This window comes from Cellulosimicrobium sp. CpK407 (genome assembly GCF_051844275.1).
GTDB lineage: Bacteria > Actinomycetota > Actinomycetes > Actinomycetales > Cellulomonadaceae > Cellulosimicrobium > Cellulosimicrobium cellulans_G.
The window spans coordinates 1-16,442 of sequence record NZ_JBGNYC010000010.1 but is presented as its reverse complement, the minus strand read 5'-3'; the positions used below and the strand labels follow the sequence as shown (position 1 = coordinate 16,442).

The window sequence follows — 16,442 nt, the reverse complement described above, 5'->3', positions numbered from 1 at the left end:
GGGCGTGGTCGGGTCAGGCGACGCCCAGGTAGGCCTCCTTGATGCTGGAGTCGGCCAGCAGCTCCTTGCCGCCCCCGGCGCGCACCACCTCGCCCGTCTCGAGCACGTAGGCGCGGTCGGAGCGCGAGAGCGCCTGCTGCGCGTTCTGCTCGACGAGCAGGACCGTCGTCCCCTGGGCGTTGATCTCCGAGACGATGCGGAAGATCTGCTGGATGACCATGGGCGCGAGGCCCATCGACGGCTCGTCGAGCAGCAGGAGCCGTGGGCGGGCCATGAGCGCGCGCCCGATCGCGAGCATCTGCTGCTCGCCGCCGGACATCGTGCCGCCCACCTGCTCCTTGCGCTCGGCGAGGCGCGGGAAGAGGTCGAACACCCGGTCGACGGTCTCGTCGTGCTCGGCCTTCGACGCGAACGTCCGCGCGTACGAGCCCATCTCCAGGTTCTCGATGACGGTCATGCCGGGGAAGATGCCGCGGCCCTCGGGCGCCTGCACGATGCCTTCCAGCACCCGCAGGTGGGCCTTCATCCTGGTGATGTCCTTGCCGTCGAAGAGGACCTTGCCCCGCGAGACCGGGCGGATGCCCGAGATCGCGCGCATCGTCGTCGTCTTCCCGGCGCCGTTCGCCCCGATGAGGGTGACGAGCTCGCCCTCCTCGACGGTGATCGAGATGCCCCGCACCGCCTCGATGCGCCCGTAGGCGACCGTCATGTCCTGCAGCTCAAGCAGTGGCATCGCCGCTGCCTCCTTCGGTCGTCGGCCCGGCGGCACGGTCCGGGCCCGTGCCCCCCTCGTCAGCGGTCAGCTCGGAGTCCGGCACGCCCAGGTAGGCCGCGATGACCTTGGGGTCGCTCGTGACCTCGTCGGGCGTGCCGTCCGCGATGACGCGCCCGAACTCGAGCACGACGATCCGGTCGGTCACCCCGCGGACGAGGCGCATGTCGTGCTCGATGAGCAGGACGGTGTAGCCGTCGTCGCGGATGTGGCGGATGAGGTCCATGAGGGACTCCTTCTCCGCCGGGTTGAAGCCCGCCGCGGGCTCGTCGAGGCACAAGAGCTTCGGCTCGGTCGCCAGGGCGCGCGCGATCTCCAGACGGCGCTGGTCACCGTAGGAGAGGTTGCGCGCCTTCTCCGTCGCTCGTCCGCCCACGCCCACGAACTCGAGCAGCGCGAGCGCCCGGTCGATCGCGTCCCGCTCCTCGCGCCGGTGGCGCGGGGTGCGGAACAGCGCGCCCGGGACCGAGGTGCGGTGCCGCGCGTCCGACCCGACGACGACGTTCTCGAGCGCCGTCATCTCGTTGAAGAGACGGATGTTCTGGAACGTGCGGGCGATGCCGCGCTGCGTGATCCGGTAGCGCTTGAGCTTGCCGACCGGGGAGCCGTCGAACACGACCTGCCCCTGCGTGGGCCGGTAGACGCCGGTCATCGCGTTGAACGCCGTCGTCTTGCCCGCGCCGTTCGGCCCGATGAGGCCCAGGATCTCGCCGCGCCGGATGTCGAACGTCACGTCGTTCAGCGCGACGAGGCCGCCGAACTGCACGGTGACGTTCTGCATCTGCAGCAGCGGCTCGCCGACCTTCGCGTGGACCGTGCGGTCCGGCGCGACCATTGCGTCGACGAGGTCGGGGTTCGCGAGCTCGGGCCGCACCTCGGCGACGTCGACGATCGCGGGCTCCTCCAGGACGGCGCCCGGCATGTAGAGGTCGGCGCGCGAGGAGTCGGCGCGGCCCGACGACGCGAGGTGCTCGTCGCCGTGCTCGCCGCCCGCACCGATACCGCCGGGGTCGTGGGTGCTCATCGGGTCTCCTCCCCGTCCGTCGTGCTCTCTCCCGTGCCGTTCCCGGCCGCCGTCGTGCGGGCGCCGCTCGTCGTGGCCGACGCGCCCGACGCCGTGGCGACGGCCGGGGAGCCCGGCCGCGCACCGTCGTCGGACCCCGAGCGCGTGGCGGCCTGCGCCGTGCGGCGCGCCGCCACGTAGAGCTCGCGCCCGTAGGCGAGCAGCTTCTGCCGGACGGGGATCAGGCCCTGTGGACGGAAGATCATGAGCACGACCAGCGCGATCCCGAAGAACAGGTACCGGTAGCTCGCGATCTCGTTGCCGTTGATCGGGATGCCGAAGAGCTCGGTCCGGCCGAGGAAGAAGTTCGGCAGGTACACGATGATGAACGCGCCGAGGATCACCCCGAGCTTGTTGCCCTGCCCGCCGAGCACGACCGCGCAGAGGAAGAGCACGGAGTTGATGACGTTGAAGTTCGTCGGGATGACGAACTGCACCTGGCCCGCGTAGAGCGCGCCCGCGACGCCGCCGATCGACGCGCCGATGACGAACGCCCACAGCTTGAAGCGGAAGGTCGGGACGCCCATGATCTCCGCCGCGTCCTCGTCCTCGCGGATCGCGACCCAGGCGCGCCCGACGCGCGAGCGCTCCAGGTTCCCCACGAGGAGGAGCGAGATGACGATGAACACGAGGCTGAGCCAGTACCACCACACGCCCGAGTTGAGCGTGCCCGCGGCGTTGCCCGCGGAGAAGACGCCGTTGGGCAGCTCCTCCGTGACCCCGACGCGCGGGTAGGCCACGCCGCGCAGGCCCTGGCCGCCGCCCGTGAGCTCGTCGAGGTTGTCCGCGAGGAGACGGACGATCTCGCCGAACCCGAGCGTGACGATGGCGAGGTAGTCGCCGCGCAGGCGCAGCGTGGGCGAGCCGAGGATCAGGCCGGACAACGACGTGATCGCGACGGCGACCGGCAGCGCGGCGAGCCACGCCCAGTCGCTCGACAGCCACTCGTCGGTCTGGTTCCACGGGCTGTCCGGGCTCGTGAGGATCGCGACCGTGTACGCGCCGATGGCGTAGAAGCCGACGTACCCGAGGTCGAGCAGGCCGGCCTGGCCCACCACGACGTTGAGGCCGATGGCGATGAGGGCGATCATGCCGAACTGCGCCATCACGCCGCCGAAGTTGGTGCCCACCGTGGTGAGCACCGGGATGTTGAGGACCGGTACGAGCGCCATGAAGATCAGGAACGGCACGCCGATCAACCACTGGGTGGGCCGCGCCTGGGCGTCCCACCACAGCCGGAACCGGTCGCCGACGCCGCCGTGCGGGCGGTCCTTGGTCGCGACCCGGCCCACGGGAGGCATGGACGTGGGGCGGCCCTCGGGCGCCTGGGGTGCGGGAGTCGAGGTGCTCATGCGCGGGCCCTCCCCAGCGACTCGCCGAGGATGCCCGTCGGGCGGAACATGAGGACGACGATGAGGAGCACGAACGCGACGACGTCGCGCCACTCCGTCCCGAACACGACCTGCCCGTAGTTCTCCATGACGCCGAGCAGCAGACCGCCGAGCAGCGCGCCGCGCAGGTTGCCGATCCCGCCGAGCACCGCGGCGCAGAACGCCTTGATGCCGAGGATGAAGCCGCCGGAGTAGATGATCCCGTTCGGCACGCGCAGCGTGTACAGGAGCGCCGCCGCACCGGCCAGGATGCCGCCGATGAGGAACGTCAGCATGATGACGCGCTCGCGCGAGACGCCCATGAGGGTCGCGGTCACCGGGTCCTGCGCGACGGCGCGGATGCCGCGGCCGAACTTGGTCCGGTTGATGAACATGTCCGTCGCGAGCGCGAGGACGAGCGCCGACAGGATGATGACGAGCGTGATGTTCGTGACCGGCGCGCCGCCGATCGTGAACTGCACCTCGGGCTGCACGAGCCGGATCGGCTGCTGCGCGTTGACGCCGCCCAGCGTGCCGCCCGTGAGCTTCGGCAGCACGAAGTGCACGAACTCCTGGATGATGAACGACATCCCGATCGCGGTGATGAGGAACACGAGCGCCGGCGCGCCGCGTCGGCGCAGCGGCCGGTACGCCACCCGTTCCAGCCCGACCGCGGCGCCGCCCGCGACGAGCATCCCGCCGAGCATCGCGATGCCGAGGTAGAGGACGGTGAGGGCGATGCCCTTGTCGTACGCGTTCCCGCTCGGGGCGAAGCCGAGGAGCATGAGGGTCGCGTACTGCCCGAACATGCCGAGCATGAAGACCTCGGAGTGGGCGAAGTTGATGAGCCGCAGGACGCCGTAGACGAGCGTGTAGCCGACGGCCACGAGCGCGTAGATGGCGCCGTACGTGAGGCCCTCGATGGTGAGGCCCCAGAAGTTCCGGGCGAGGCCCGCGATGTTGAAGTCGATGAGGGACTGGTGGACGAGGGGACCGGCGGTCGCGCTGTGCATCAGCGCGTCAGCAAGAGCGGGCATGACGCTCCCTGATTCTTTCTCTGGTGTACGAGGTCGTGGTCCACGACGGGCGCCCCGCCCGGCGTCCCCCGCGCGGTGCGGGAGCGTCGGGGCAGGGCGCCCGTCGTCGTCGGACTACTGGACCTCGTAGATCCAGATGAGCGCGGAGGCGAGCTCGCCCGTGTCGTCCCACTCGTAGGTGCGGGCCAGGCCCTCACCGGAGTAGTTCGCCACGTAGTCGATCAGGCCGGCGCGGTCCGTCACCCCGGACGCGATGCCCGTGAGCATGATCGTCGCGAGGTCGTAGCCCTCGACCGAGTACACGCCCGGCGCCTGGCCGTTCGTCTCCTCGTACGTCGCCGCGAAGTCCTCCGGGGCGGGGCCGCACGGGCAGGAGAGGATCGCGCCCTTCGAGGACGCGCCCGCCTGCGAGACGAACTGCGGGTCGTTCGTGCCGTCCGCCGAGACGAACGGGATCTCGACGCCGCCGTCGCGCAGCTGCTGCACGAACGGCGCCGCCTCCGCGTAGTAGCCGGCGTAGAAGACCGCGTCGGCGTCCGCGCCCGAGATGATCTGGACGGCCGCGGAGAAGTCCTTGTCGCCCGTCTTGACCTCGGCGGCGCAGTCCTCGTTCGCGGCGTCGCCCAGGCCCTCGGTGATCTGCTGGGCGAGACCGATGCCGTAGTCCGAGTTGTCGGAGACGACGCAGACGCTGCCGAACTCCTTCGTGTTGACGAGGTACTTGGCGACCGACGGCCCCTGGACGGCGTCGTTGGCGAGGCCGCGGAAGAAGTTCGTCCAGCCGTTCGCCGTCAGGTCAGGGTTCGTGGCCGACGCCGTGAGCGAGAGCAGGCCCGCCTGGTTGAAGACGTCGCCCGTCGCGGCGGTCTCGCCCGAGAACGCCGGGCCGAGCAGGCCGAGCACGGAGGTGTCGCCGACGATCTGCGGCGCGACCTGGGTGGCCTTCTGCGGGTCGCCCTCGGTGTCGAACTCCTTGATGGTCACCTGGCACCCGGGGTTCGCCGCGTTGAACGCGTCCACCGCGACCTTCGCCCCGTACAGGATGTTGAGGCCGAGCGCGGCGTTCGGACCCGTGAGGGCGCCCGCCATCGCGATCGACGTGCCCTCGGCACACTCGGCGCTGCCGTCGCCGGCCGGGTCGGCCGGGTTGCCGGCCGCGGTCGCCTCGACCTCGGCGCCGTCGATGTCGATCTGGACCGACGGGACGATGCTCAGGTCGGCCGAGCCACCGTCGTCGGTCTCGGTCGACGTCCCGGTCGTCTCGTCGTCTCCGCCGCCCTGGGACTGGGGACCGCAGGCGGTGAGGACGAGAGTGGCCGCGAGGAGCAGAGCAGCACCCCCGCTCGCCCGTCGTGCTGTGCGATGCATGCCAACCTCCGTGGTCCTGATCCCCGCGGAGGGCGGCCACGCCGCTTCTCTCCGCGGTCGATCGCTGAATTCAACACTGAATTGCGTGCTGAATAGTGACACAGGTCACCCGGGGACGAAACCGGCCCGCGGACGTGTCGCCCGGAGCCCTCCGCGGCATCTCGGAGGGCTCCGGACCCACGAATCCGCGGGAGGTGGCGCCTCCGCGTTCCTGGGTGACGCGAACGTAGGCGGATCGGATTTCGTGGGACGCAGGGAGTTGTTACCGACTCGTAACGTAAGGGTCTCGTTTCGTTCCGTGGACGGTACGGATGTGCCGTTTTCGGCGTCCCTCTACGGTGGAGCGATGACCCTCGCGTCGCGCCTCCTGCACACCCGCTGGTTCGTCCGGGCCCCGATCGTTCTCTTCCGCTCCGGCCTCGGCTTCCTCGCCGGTGGACGGCTCCTGCTGCTCGGGCACCGCGGCCGGTCCACGGGCGAGGCCCGGTACGTCGTCCTCGAGGTCACCGACCGGCCGGCGCCGGGGTCGTGGGTCGTCGTCGCCGGGCTGGGGCCGCGTTCGCAGTGGTACCGCAACGTCGTCGCGGACCCGCGCGTGCTCGTGTGGGTGGGGCGACGGCGGCACGTGCGGAGCACCGCCCGCACCCTCCCGCCCGACGACGGCGCCCGCCTCCTGCGCGCGTACGCCGCCCGGTACGCGCGGGGCTGGGCGGTGCTGGAGCCGGTGCTCCTCGAGTGGGCCGAACCGCTCGCCGCCGAGCGCGGGGAGGCGGACTGGCGGCGGGTCGTGCCCGTGGTGGAGCTGACCGCGCTCGGGGTGTGACCTGCGGCGTCGGGACCTCGTGCGGCCGTCGCGACACCCGCGCGACGACCCATGGCCAAGAAGGGGCATACCCTGTACGGTTGACCCCGAGATTGCAGTGCCTCGCTTGTCCTCGCGTCGATGTGACCGCCACCCGGCGGGCGCCCGGCGGACCTTGTTACCCAAGAGTTGACGACGAACACCGTGATGTACTCCCCTGCGCCCGCGGGGGGTGTTTCCACACTCTTGAAGGAGTAACAATGGCTACCGGAACCGTGAAGTGGTTCAACAGCGAGAAGGGCTACGGCTTCATCGCCCCCGAGGACGGCTCGGCCGACGTGTTCGCGCACTACTCCGCGATCCAGTCGCAGGGCTTCCGCACGCTGGAGGAGAACCAGCGCGTCGAGTTCGACGTGACGCAGGGCCCCAAGGGCCCGCAGGCGGAGAACATCCGCGCGATCTGATCCGATCTCCCCGGTGACGACCCTCACGGGTCGCGCCGACCGATCGTTCACCGAGTGCCCCCGACCCCTCCGGTCGGGGGCACTCGTGCGTCCGGGCCCGGCCGTCCGTCGGACGAGGTGCCGAACCCGTGGCTGCGGGTCACGCGACGGCCGACATGACGCGTCACCCCGGCTCGGCGGAGAGCGCGCCCCCGCGAACCCGGGGTCGCGGGGTACGGGAGGGCGCGGGTGGCGCCCGTCCCCGGGTTCGGCGGCCGGCGGAACCGTGGGGCGGGGCTCCGCGTTGGTCCGGGAGTGAGCCGCACCGGCCACGACACCGCGCGAGCGCACGGCGCCGCGCCATCCCACCCGGAGGACGACCCATGGGATTCCTGGACCGGCTCCTCGGCCGCGAGCCGCGCGACCCGCACGGCGACCCGCAGGCGGGCCCCTACGGCTCGCCGGCGCAGCACCCGACGCAGTACCCGCCCCAGTACTCCGGCCAGCCTGCGTACGGGAGCGCCCCGCAGGACGCGCGCCCCGGGGCGGCCGCGCCCCGCACCCCCGACCAGGTCGCCATCGACCGCTACCGGTACCTGCTGCGCACCGCGCCGCCGGACCAGGTCGAGCAGGCCCACGCCGAGGCGTTCGCGCGTCTGACGCCCGAGCAGCGGCGGCAGGTCCTCGCCGAGCTCGGTGAGCAGGTGCCGGCGTCGGAGCGCGCGACGTCCGACGCGCCGCAGGACCTCGCCCGGATGGCGACGCGCGCCGAGATGCGCCAGCCCGGCACCCTGGAGCGCACGTTCGCGGGCCGTGGCCAGGGCGCACCCGGCTTCGGCGCCATGGTCGGCTCGAGCCTGCTCGGCACGATCGCGGGCGTCGTCATCGGCTCGGCGGTCGCGAACGCCCTCTTCGGGCCCGCGTTCGCCGACCCGACGCAGCCCGTCGCGGAGGACGCGGCGGCCGAGCAGGGCGCCGAGGACCCCGGCGCGGCCGAGGGCGGCGACGGCGGAGCCGTCGAGGCCTCGGGCGGGGACCCTGCGGGCGGCGGGCTCGACGACGGCGGAGGTGACGTCGGCGGCGACTTCGGCGGCGGCTTCGACGACTTCGGCGGCTTCGGGGAGTTCTGACCGACCCGCGCCGCAGGCTCCGCCCCGTGACACCGGGTCCGGGACCCCGCGATGCCGGGGCCGGAAGCCCCGCGATGCCGGGGCCGGAACCCCCGCGATGCCGGGTCCGGGACCCCCGCGATGCCGGGGCCGGACCCGTGTCGGCACCGCCGTCGGCCACCCCGGTGCGCGGGGCAGGTCGACGGCGGGTCAGCCCAGAGGCGCGGAGCCGGTCAGCCCCAGGAACGCGCCGAGCTCTTCCACGCCCCGCGGTGAGTGCGGCAGCGCGTCGGTGAGCCCGGGCGACCGCACGACGACGGCGCGCCACTGCGCCCGCGAGACCGCGACGTTGACGCGGTGCCGCGACAGCAGGAACCCGAGGCCGCGCGAGGCGTCGCGGCCCGAGGACGCCGCGAGCGTCACGACGACGACCGGCGCCTCCTTGCCCTGGAACCGGTCGACCGTGCCCACCTGGACGTCCGGGTACCCCGCCGCCTCCAGCGCGCCCCGCACGGCCCACACCTGCGCGTTGTAGGCCGCGACGACCAGGACGTCCCCCTGCCCGAGCGGGCGTCGCTCCTCGACCCCGTCGACCGTCGTCGTCCACGTCCGCCCGAGGACCCGCTCCACCTGCCGGACGACCTCGGCCGCCTCCTCGGGCGAGCGCACCGAGTTCCCCGCGTGCTCCACGAGCACCTGCTCGATCCCGGGCGGGACGCCGTCGAGGTCGCGGGCCGCGGTGCACGGGTGCGCGTGGAGACGGTCCTCGTACGCGAGGGTCGAGACGGCCTGCGCGAGGCGCGGGTGCATGCGCCAGGTCGTCGGCAGGAAGTAGCCGCGCCCCGGGGGCAGCACGCCGTGGCCGTCGGCCAGCCAGCCGAGCGCGGACCGGTCGACGGGCTCGGGGTGCCGGCCCTGGCTCACCTGCGGGAGCTGCTGCGGGTCGCCCAGGAGGAGGAGCCGACGCGCGGCGCGCGCCACCGCGACCGTGGTCGCGAGCGAGAGCTGACCGGCCTCGTCGACGACGAGCAGGTCGAGCGTGCCGGCGGGGAGCCGGTCCGCCGCGAAGTCCCAGGCGGTCCCGCCGACGACGCGCGCTCCCGGCTGCGTCGCGAACGCCGCGAGGTGGGCGCCGTCGAGCTCGTCGTACACGGCGCGCGTCGACGGCCCGTCCGCCGCGATCTTCTTCGCGACGACCTCGCGCGGGACGCCCGCCCCGAGCACGACCGCCCGCAGCATGTTCTCGACGACGGCGTGCGACTGTGCGACGACGCCGACCCGCCAGCCTCGCGCGACGAGCCGTGCGACGACGCGCGACCCGACGTAGGTCTTGCCCGTCCCGGGCGGGCCCTGGACCGCGAGGTACGAGTCGTCGAGCCGTTCGACGGCGGCCGTGACCGCCGCGACGACGTCGCCGTCCACGACCGGCGGGAGCCCGGGCGCGACCACACCGTCCGCATCCTCCGGGAGGCGCGCGCCGTCGCTGCCCTCCGGAGCACGAAGACCGTCCACGGGTGCGGCGGGCGCCGGCACGAGCCGTGGACGTCGCCGCAGGAGCACGTCGGTCGCGGCGTCGAGCGGGAGCGTCCCCGTCGTCCGCCACGTCCGGAGCGCCGTGCGGGCGGCGGCCTCCGCCGCCGCCTCGAGCGGCTTCGCGCTCGGGCCGGGCGACGGGGTGAGCGCGACGGGGGTCGCGTCGAACGGCTCGGCACCTGTCGGGAGCTGCTCGCGCACGACCAGCACGTCCCGGTCGCCCGCAGGAGTCGCCCGACGCCCGGCGTCCACGACCGACGCCCCCGTGAGCCAGCCGCGCACGCCGTCGACGGCGGTCTTGGCGCACGGCGGCAGCGGTGGGTCGTAGAGCACGTACGGCGCCACCCCGACGCGCAGGTCGCTCCCCTCGGGGAGACGACCCACGAGCGCCAGGCGCCGCGACCACGTCCGGCGCCCCGGCTCGACCTCCCAGCCCGAGACGACCTCCGCCTCCTCGACGAGGAACGCGTTGCGCCTCCCCAGCCACTCGTCCACCGGGAGCGAGAGCCGGGAGTAGTGCTCGTGCCAGAACGGCTTCCCCTCGCGCCGGAAGTACCCTGCCGCCGCGCCGTACAGCGCGAGCGCCCGCTCGTCGGCGCCCCGCCGGGCCCGGTCCTCCCCCACGACCTCCCGGATCTCCTCCTCCAGCACCACCGCGGACGCCCGCTCCCGCGGCTCGACGTCCGCCAGATCCCCACCCCGCCTGTCGGGCGCGATCTCGCCCCCGGGAGAGGTGACGGACAGGGCGGGGTCGGGGGAGACGCGCGCCGTCGTGGCGGGCCTGGCGGGAGCATCCGAGCGACGAGGATGCGGATGGTAGACGGCGCGCGTCTCCCCCGACCCCGCACCCGAGGCAACCACCTCGGAGGTGAGAACGGCGTGCCGCAACCAGTCCGCCAGGCGCAGCGTCGACACGCAGTCGTACCGGTTGTAGTCCGCGATCCCGCGGAGCAGCTCGTCCGCCTCGTCGTCGCGGCCGGCCTCACGCAGGGCGGTGTACTCCGCGTACGCGACGACCGACGCCGCGGCGGTGGTCACGTCGCCGGTGCGCAGCTCGTCGCCCATGTAGAGCGGCTCGAGCTTCTTGATCGACCGGGACTTGTCGGAGACGCGCAGCGCCTGGCGCACGACGGCGTACAGGTCGACGAGGACGCCGTCGCGCAGGAGGTCGTCGACCTCCTCCTCGTACACGCCGTGCCGCGCGGCGATGGCGAGCAGGTGCGCGCGCTCGTAGTCCGCATAGTGGTAGACGTGCAGGTCCGGGTACGTACGGCGGCGCGCGTTGACGTGGTCGACGAACGCGACGAGGGCGTCGCGCTCCGCCGCGAGGTCGTGCGCCCAGAGCGCGTGGAAGGCCGGCCGGTCCTCGGGCGCGGCCGGGCGCTCGACCCAGCCGAACAGGTAGTCGAGGCCCCAGCTCGTGCCGCTCTCGTCCGTCCACAGCGGGTCGCCCTCGAAGTCGAAGAAGACGTCGCCGGGGCTCGGCGCGGGCAGCGCCAGCACGGGCGCCGGGTCGTCGATGCGCCACGAGAGCTCGTGCGGCCCCGACGCGTCGGCCCACACGACGGTGCCGTCGGACGGCCCCGTGCCGAGCTGGAGGGCGGCCTGGCGCCGCACCGTCGCGAACGTGGACCGGCTCATGCCCTCGGGGACCGGCGTCTCGTCGGTCGCGGCGGCGAGCTCGTCGATCGTGCGGATACCCGCCGCGTGCAGCCGTGCGCGCTGCGACTCGTACACCCCGCCCACGAGCAGCACGTCGCGGTGCGACTCGATCTGGGCCCGGCAGTCGGCGCAGCGCCCGCACGCCCGGACGGCAGGGTCGTCCCAGGGCGCGCGGCCGTCGCGCGCGACGTGCTCGGCGGTGAGCCGGACGAGACGGTCCCGGCGGTCCCGGAACACGGGCAGGAGGTCGGCGAGGCGGTGCGACGTGCGCTCGCGCGTGCCGAGCACGAGCGAGACGTCGGGGTCGACGGGCACGCCCGCGGCCTGGAGCTGGTCGCCGTACGCGGCGAGCTGGAGGAGCGCGGGGACCTTGGCGCGCCGCGCGAGCTTGGTGTCGACGACGGCGTAGCGGGCCGCCCCCGCGTCGTCGGTGCCGGTCCGGACGAGGAAGTCGGCGCGCCCGTGGAAGGAGCCGTCGAAGAACGTCGCCTGGTGCACGACGTCGGCGCCGGCCTCGAGCGCGGCGAGCGTGCGCGCCTGCGCGGCCACGAGCTCGTCCCAGGAGACCCCGCGCGGCGGCTCGAGGCGCACCACGCCGCGCCCCGTCGTCGGGTCGAACGCTCCGTGCTCGGCCTCGTAGCGCGCGAGGACCTCGTGCTCGTGCCGCACCCCGAGCGCCGCCGTGCGCGCGAGCATCGCGTCCTCCGCGTCGTCGGGTCGCGGGGCGCGGCCGAGCTGCTCGTCGAGCCGGCACAGGAGCCGGTACTCGCAGTCGGCGGCGACGACGAGGTCGCTCGCCGAGTGCACGAGGACGCGATCGCGCGCGGGCGCGCCGCTCGTGGCGGTCCGGCCGGGGTCGGCCGCGACGGTCCGCAGCGCCGGCTCGTCGACGAGGAACACGCACACCTCCGGGTCGGGGGACGATCGCCGTCGGGGCGGGGGCTGGGCCGCCTCGCCGGTCTGCGTCCGTTCTACCAGCGGCCACCCACGTCGCGACGCGGCGGTCCCCGCCGCACGCCCGAGGCGCCCGCCGGGGTGCCGCGACCTCTGCTCCGGTCCGCGACCGGTCCGTGGCCCGTGCGGGGGCGCCCCTCCCGGCCCACGGTCGGTGCGATTCGTGCCCGGGGCCACGACTCCCCTACTGTTCCCGTCGAAGCCGGAGCCCCGTCGAGACCCCGCGTCCCCGTCGACCGTGCACCGGACGCTACCGAAGGAGGACCCCATGGCCGTGCGGTTCGTGCCGCCCCCGGGGTGGCCCGTCCCCGAGGGCTTCACCCCCACGACCGACTGGCACCCGGACCCGTCCTGGCCGGCCCCGCCCCCGGGCTGGGTGTTCTGGGAGGACGCCACGACCTCGGGGTCCCCGGTCCCCGTGCCCCTCCCGGACGCGCCGGTGCTCCGCACGACCGAGCCCCTGCCCGCGGGCGCGTCGCACCCTGCACCCGTGCCCTCGGGGGGCGGGACGCCGACGCGCCGGTCGCTGCGCGAGCGCTCGTCCGGCGCGACGCCGGCGGTCGGCACGACCGGGGCGGTCGGCGCGCACCCCGCGGAACCCGGGGCCGACGCGACGCGCGTGGCGACGCTCGACCCGGTCGGGGCGTCCGCCGTCGACGACCACCCGGTCGTCGGCTCGACGATGATCCTCCCGGCGCTCGGCGCGCTGCTCGACGACCCGGCCGCCCGCCCGACGACCACCGGCGCACCGACGGTCTCGGCCGGGCCCGCGCGCTCCGGCGTGGTCCCCGTCGGCCCGACCCCCACCGGCCCCGCCGCACCACCCGTGCGCACGACGGCGAACCCGGCACCGCGGGCCACCACGGGCGTCGGTCCGCTCGCGCTCCCCGGCGCCGACGACGACGAGGACGCCGCCCCCGACCGCGGCTGCCGGTGGCTCGTGCCGACCGCCGTCGGGCTCGCGGGCGTCGCCCTCGGCCTGCTCGTCGGCATCGGCCTGACGCTCTCCGCGCAGGGCGAGGCGCAGCGCGAGAAGGCCGAGGCGCAGCGCGTCCAGAGCGAGGTCGCGGCCGAGCGCGAGCAGCTCGAGTCGGAGCGGGCCGACCTGGAGGCGCAGCGCGCCGAGCTCGACGCGGCGACGACCCAGCTCACGGAGCGCGAGGAGGCCGTCGCGAAGGCGGAGGAGGACGCGACGAAGCGGTCGCAGGAGCTCGACGACCGGCAGAAGCAGCAGGACGAGCGTGACGAGCAGCAGGACCCGCCCGGCAACGGCAACGGCAACGGGAACGGGAACAACGGCAACGGCGACGACGGCGGGTGGGACTGGGGCGACTGGGGCTGGTGAGAGCGCGGTGGCCCCCGCGAGCCCGGGGCTCACTTCTCCGGGTCGGGGTGCTCGGCGAGGCGCGCGTAGCGGCTGAGGATGCGCGGCCACCCGGTGAAGCGCGACCGCACCCGCTCGCTGCCGGGCGCCCAGCCGCCGTGCTCGAACCGGACGGCGGTCCCGTTCGCGCTCGGCCGCAGGTCGAGCCGGACGAGCGACGCCCGCCCGGGCGGCTGGCCCGGGGTGAACGTGTGCGCGAGGCGGTCCGCCCGTTCCCAGAGCGTGACGCGCCCCCACACCTGCTCGTCGGCGCCGTGGGACGCGACCACGCGACCGCCGACGACGGGCTCGACGACGAGCCCGGAGAACGTCCCGGCGTCGTCGGTGAACCCGGGCGGCCACCACTCCGCGATCCGGTCGGCGTACGTGTCGAACGCGACCTCGACGGGGCACGCGAGGCGGAGCTCGTGGACGATCGGAGCGAGGCTCATGCGGTCCTCCCGGGGACGACCCGGACGCGGCGACGGGCTCGCGTCAGGAGCATTGAACTGCGCCGCCCCACGTCCCGCCACCGGTGGCCCACCGTGGCCGGTCCTCCACGAAGGTCTCCACGAACGCCTCACGGACACGTCACCGCTTCCGGTCGCGGAACGCACGAGGTTCACCGAAGGTGGGAGGCGTGCTGACGCGATCTCCCTCCCACACCCTCGCCCACGCCCAGGACAGCGAGACCCCGATCTACGACGCGCTCGTGGTCGAGCACGAGAACATGCTGCCGCTCGTGCACCTGGGCCGAGCGCTCAGCGGGGAGATGGTCACCGTCGCGCGCCCCACCGGCCTCTCCCCCCGGCTCCTCGCGTCGCACGACGCCCCTGCGCTCCCGCGCCGCCGTCGCGCGGTCTGAGCCGAGCACGCCAGATCGACCCCCACGTCACCACGTCGACCCACCGAAGGTCGATCTCGGACGCTCGGGCCGATCTCGCGGCAGCGGCCGGCACCCCTCGGGCGAACGCCCCCTACAGGACGTGCGCGAGGAAGGACCGCGTGCGCTCGTGCTGCGGGTCGCCGAGCACCTGCTCGGGCGTCCCCTGCTCGACGATGACGCCCTCGTCCATGAAGACGACGGTGTCCGCGACCTCGCGCGCGAACCCGATCTCGTGCGTCACGACCATCATCGTCATGCCGGACCGCGCGAGGTCGCGCATGACGGCGAGCACCTCGCCGACGAGCTCGGGGTCGAGCGCCGACGTCGGCTCGTCGAACAGCATGAGCTCGGGCTCCATCGCGAGCGCCCGCGCGATCGCCACGCGCTGCTGCTGGCCGCCGGAGAGCTGCGCCGGGTAGTGGTCGGCGCGGTCGGCGAGACCGACCCGCGCCAGGAGCTCGGTCGCCTGCGCGCGCGCCGCCGACCTCGCGAGCCCGTGCACCTGCACCGGCGCCTCCGCGACGTTCTCGAGCGCCGTCATGTGCGGGAACAGGTTGAACCGCTGGAACACCATGCCGATCCGCGAGCGCTGGCGCGCCACGACCTTGGGGTGCAGGCGGTGCAGGCGGGTCCGCCCGTCCTTGGTGACCTCGCGGTAGCCCATGAGCTCGCCGTCGACGCGGACGCGCCCGCCCGTGATCTCCTCGAGCTCGTTGACGCAGCGCAGGAGCGTCGACTTGCCCGAGCCCGACGGTCCCAGGACGACGCACACCGAGCCGCGCGGCACCTCGAGGTCCACGCCCCGGAGCACGTGCAGGTCGCCGAACATCTTGTGCAGGCCCTCGACCTGCACCATCGGCGTGCTCGAGCCGGCCTGCGCCCGGTCGGACTCGCGGCCGGCCGCCGAGGATGCCGCGTCGTGCGTCCCGCTCACGGGGTCACCTCCAGGAAGGGGTCGTCCTTGGTCGTGCCGGACGCGGCGATGAGGTCCTGCTTGCTGGGCTTCCTGCGGCCGCCGCCCGTGCCTCCCGGCCCGCGCCCGCGGCGTCGGGCCGCCGTCTGCGTGCCGAACCCGCGGCCGTAGTACCGCTCGATGTAGTGCTGGCCCACCATGAGGACGCTCGTGATGAGCAGGTACCAGATCGCCGCGACCATGAGCAGCGGGATCGGCAGGAAGAGCCGGTTGCCGATGGCGTTGGTGGAGTACTGCAGGTCGAGCGTGAACGGCACGGCGAGCACGAGCGACGTCGTCTTGAGCAGGGAGATCGTCTCGTTGCCCGTCGGGGGCACGATGACGCGCATGGCCTGCGGCAGCACGATGCGCCGCAGGATCTTGCCGTCCTTCATGCCGAGCGCCTTGGCGGCCTCGGTCTGGCCCGGGTCGACGGACCCGAGGCCCGCGCGCACGATCTCGGCGAGGTACGCGGCCTCGTTGAGCGAGAGCCCGATGAGCGCGCACACGAACGCCGTGAACAGGTCCGCCGTGCGGAACTCGAAGAACTCGGGGCCGAACGGGATGCCGAGGCTCAGGCGCGGGTAGAGCACCGAGACCAGCCCCCAGAAGACGAGCTGGGTGTAGATCGGGGTGCCGCGGAAGAACCAGATGTAGCCCCAGCTCACCGACTTCATGACGGGGTTGTCCGACCGCCGCATGATCGCGAGCAGCACGGCGAGCACGATCGCGATCGCCATCGAGCAGAACGTCAGCACGAGCGTCCAGCCCACGCCGCGCACCACCGTCACGTCGCGGAAGTAGAGCCAGACGACGTCCCAGCGGAACTTCTCGTTCGTCAGCAGGGCGTTCGCGGCCATCGCGGCGAGGACCAGCAGCACGACGGCGGAGATCCACCGGCCGGGCCGCGGGACGGGGCGGGCGTGGATGCGGTCGGGGACCGGGTCGTCGCCCGGTGCGCCGGCGGCGTCGCCGCCGGGTGTCCTACCGGTCATGGTGCACCTCGGGGTGTCGGGGCTCGGGGCACGAGCCGGGCCGCGGGGACGACGTCGTCCGCGCAGGCGTCCAGTGTGCCGGTCGCGGGCGCCGTCGTCGTCGGGCCCCACGGGACGCCCGACGACCCGCAGG

The 16,442-nt window shown here is 73.9% G+C and carries 14 protein-coding genes; 5 read left to right on the top strand and 9 right to left on the bottom strand.

Features of this window, described 5'->3' with window-relative positions; genetic code table 11:
* Positions 1-13: 13 nt before the first annotated feature.
* From ABWU78_RS06600 to ABWU78_RS06580, 5 genes are all read right to left on the bottom strand, one after another.
* Positions 14-733: an ABC transporter ATP-binding protein gene (locus ABWU78_RS06600; RefSeq protein ID WP_253054577.1), complete on the bottom strand. Its 720-nt coding sequence runs from the start codon at positions 731-733 to the stop codon at positions 14-16.
* Positions 720-1,796, bottom strand: a complete 1,077-nt coding sequence (locus ABWU78_RS06595) for an ABC transporter ATP-binding protein (protein WP_253054579.1) — start codon at positions 1,794-1,796, stop codon at positions 720-722. The genes ABWU78_RS06600 and ABWU78_RS06595 overlap by 14 nt, the downstream gene beginning before the upstream one ends.
* Entirely contained in the window at positions 1,793-3,187 is a 1,395-nt protein-coding gene (locus ABWU78_RS06590; protein WP_439157898.1) for a branched-chain amino acid ABC transporter permease, read from the bottom strand. Before ABWU78_RS06590 ends, ABWU78_RS06595 begins: the two co-directional genes overlap by 4 nt.
* Positions 3,184-4,242: a branched-chain amino acid ABC transporter permease gene (locus tag ABWU78_RS06585; protein WP_253054583.1), complete on the bottom strand. Its 1,059-nt coding sequence runs from the start codon at positions 4,240-4,242 to the stop codon at positions 3,184-3,186. Before ABWU78_RS06585 ends, ABWU78_RS06590 begins: the two co-directional genes overlap by 4 nt.
* 114 nt (positions 4,243-4,356) lie before the next feature.
* Entirely contained in the window at positions 4,357-5,610 is a 1,254-nt protein-coding gene (locus tag ABWU78_RS06580) for a branched-chain amino acid ABC transporter substrate-binding protein (protein ID WP_353708135.1), read from the bottom strand.
* Positions 5,611-5,956: 346 nt separating this feature from the next.
* Here ABWU78_RS06580 and ABWU78_RS06575 point away from each other — a divergent pair, with 346 nt between their 5' ends.
* The 3 genes from ABWU78_RS06575 (at position 5,957) to ABWU78_RS06565 (ending at position 7,985) form a co-directional block, all read left to right on the top strand.
* Entirely contained in the window at positions 5,957-6,433 is a 477-nt protein-coding gene (locus tag ABWU78_RS06575; protein ID WP_353708134.1) for a nitroreductase family deazaflavin-dependent oxidoreductase, read from the top strand.
* Positions 6,434-6,672: 239 nt separating this feature from the next.
* Positions 6,673-6,876 carry a transcription antiterminator/RNA stability regulator CspE gene (cspE, locus tag ABWU78_RS06570; protein WP_047231069.1) on the top strand — a complete coding sequence of 68 codons (204 nt, stop codon included), beginning with the start codon at positions 6,673-6,675 and terminating at the stop codon, positions 6,874-6,876.
* Positions 6,877-7,238: 362 nt separating this feature from the next.
* The gene (locus ABWU78_RS06565; protein ID WP_439157897.1) at positions 7,239-7,985 is read left to right on the top strand and encodes a hypothetical protein; all 747 of its coding nucleotides are present in this window, start codon (positions 7,239-7,241) and stop codon (positions 7,983-7,985) included.
* A 189-nt stretch (positions 7,986-8,174) separates the two neighbouring features.
* On the opposite strand, the gene ABWU78_RS06560 is transcribed toward ABWU78_RS06565, so the two are convergent.
* Entirely contained in the window at positions 8,175-12,059 is a 3,885-nt protein-coding gene (locus ABWU78_RS06560) for a TM0106 family RecB-like putative nuclease (RefSeq protein ID WP_439157896.1), read from the bottom strand.
* Positions 12,060-12,381: 322 nt separating this feature from the next.
* Here ABWU78_RS06560 and ABWU78_RS06555 point away from each other — a divergent pair, with 322 nt between their 5' ends.
* Positions 12,382-13,458 carry a hypothetical protein gene (locus tag ABWU78_RS06555; protein ID WP_439157895.1) on the top strand — a complete coding sequence of 359 codons (1,077 nt, stop codon included), beginning with the start codon at positions 12,382-12,384 and terminating at the stop codon, positions 13,456-13,458.
* A gap of 29 nt (positions 13,459-13,487) precedes the next feature.
* Here the strand turns inward: ABWU78_RS06555 and ABWU78_RS06550 are convergent, their stop codons facing one another.
* Complete coding sequence (locus ABWU78_RS06550; protein WP_253054596.1) at positions 13,488-13,928, bottom strand: SRPBCC domain-containing protein; 441 nt, start codon at positions 13,926-13,928, stop codon at positions 13,488-13,490.
* 188 nt (positions 13,929-14,116) lie between these two features.
* Between ABWU78_RS06550 and ABWU78_RS06545 the strand changes: the two genes are divergently transcribed.
* Entirely contained in the window at positions 14,117-14,341 is a 225-nt protein-coding gene (locus tag ABWU78_RS06545; protein ID WP_353708130.1) for a hypothetical protein, read from the top strand.
* 112 nt (positions 14,342-14,453) lie between these two features.
* Here the strand turns inward: ABWU78_RS06545 and ABWU78_RS06540 are convergent, their stop codons facing one another.
* Both ABWU78_RS06540 and ABWU78_RS06535 read right to left on the bottom strand, forming a co-directional pair.
* The gene (locus tag ABWU78_RS06540; RefSeq protein WP_253054946.1) at positions 14,454-15,218 is read right to left on the bottom strand and encodes an amino acid ABC transporter ATP-binding protein; all 765 of its coding nucleotides are present in this window, start codon (positions 15,216-15,218) and stop codon (positions 14,454-14,456) included.
* A gap of 74 nt (positions 15,219-15,292) precedes the next feature.
* On the bottom strand, positions 15,293-16,309 hold the full coding sequence (locus ABWU78_RS06535) for an amino acid ABC transporter permease (protein ID WP_439157894.1): 1,017 nt from the start codon (positions 16,307-16,309) through the stop codon (positions 15,293-15,295).
* Positions 16,310-16,442 lie beyond the last annotated feature (133 nt).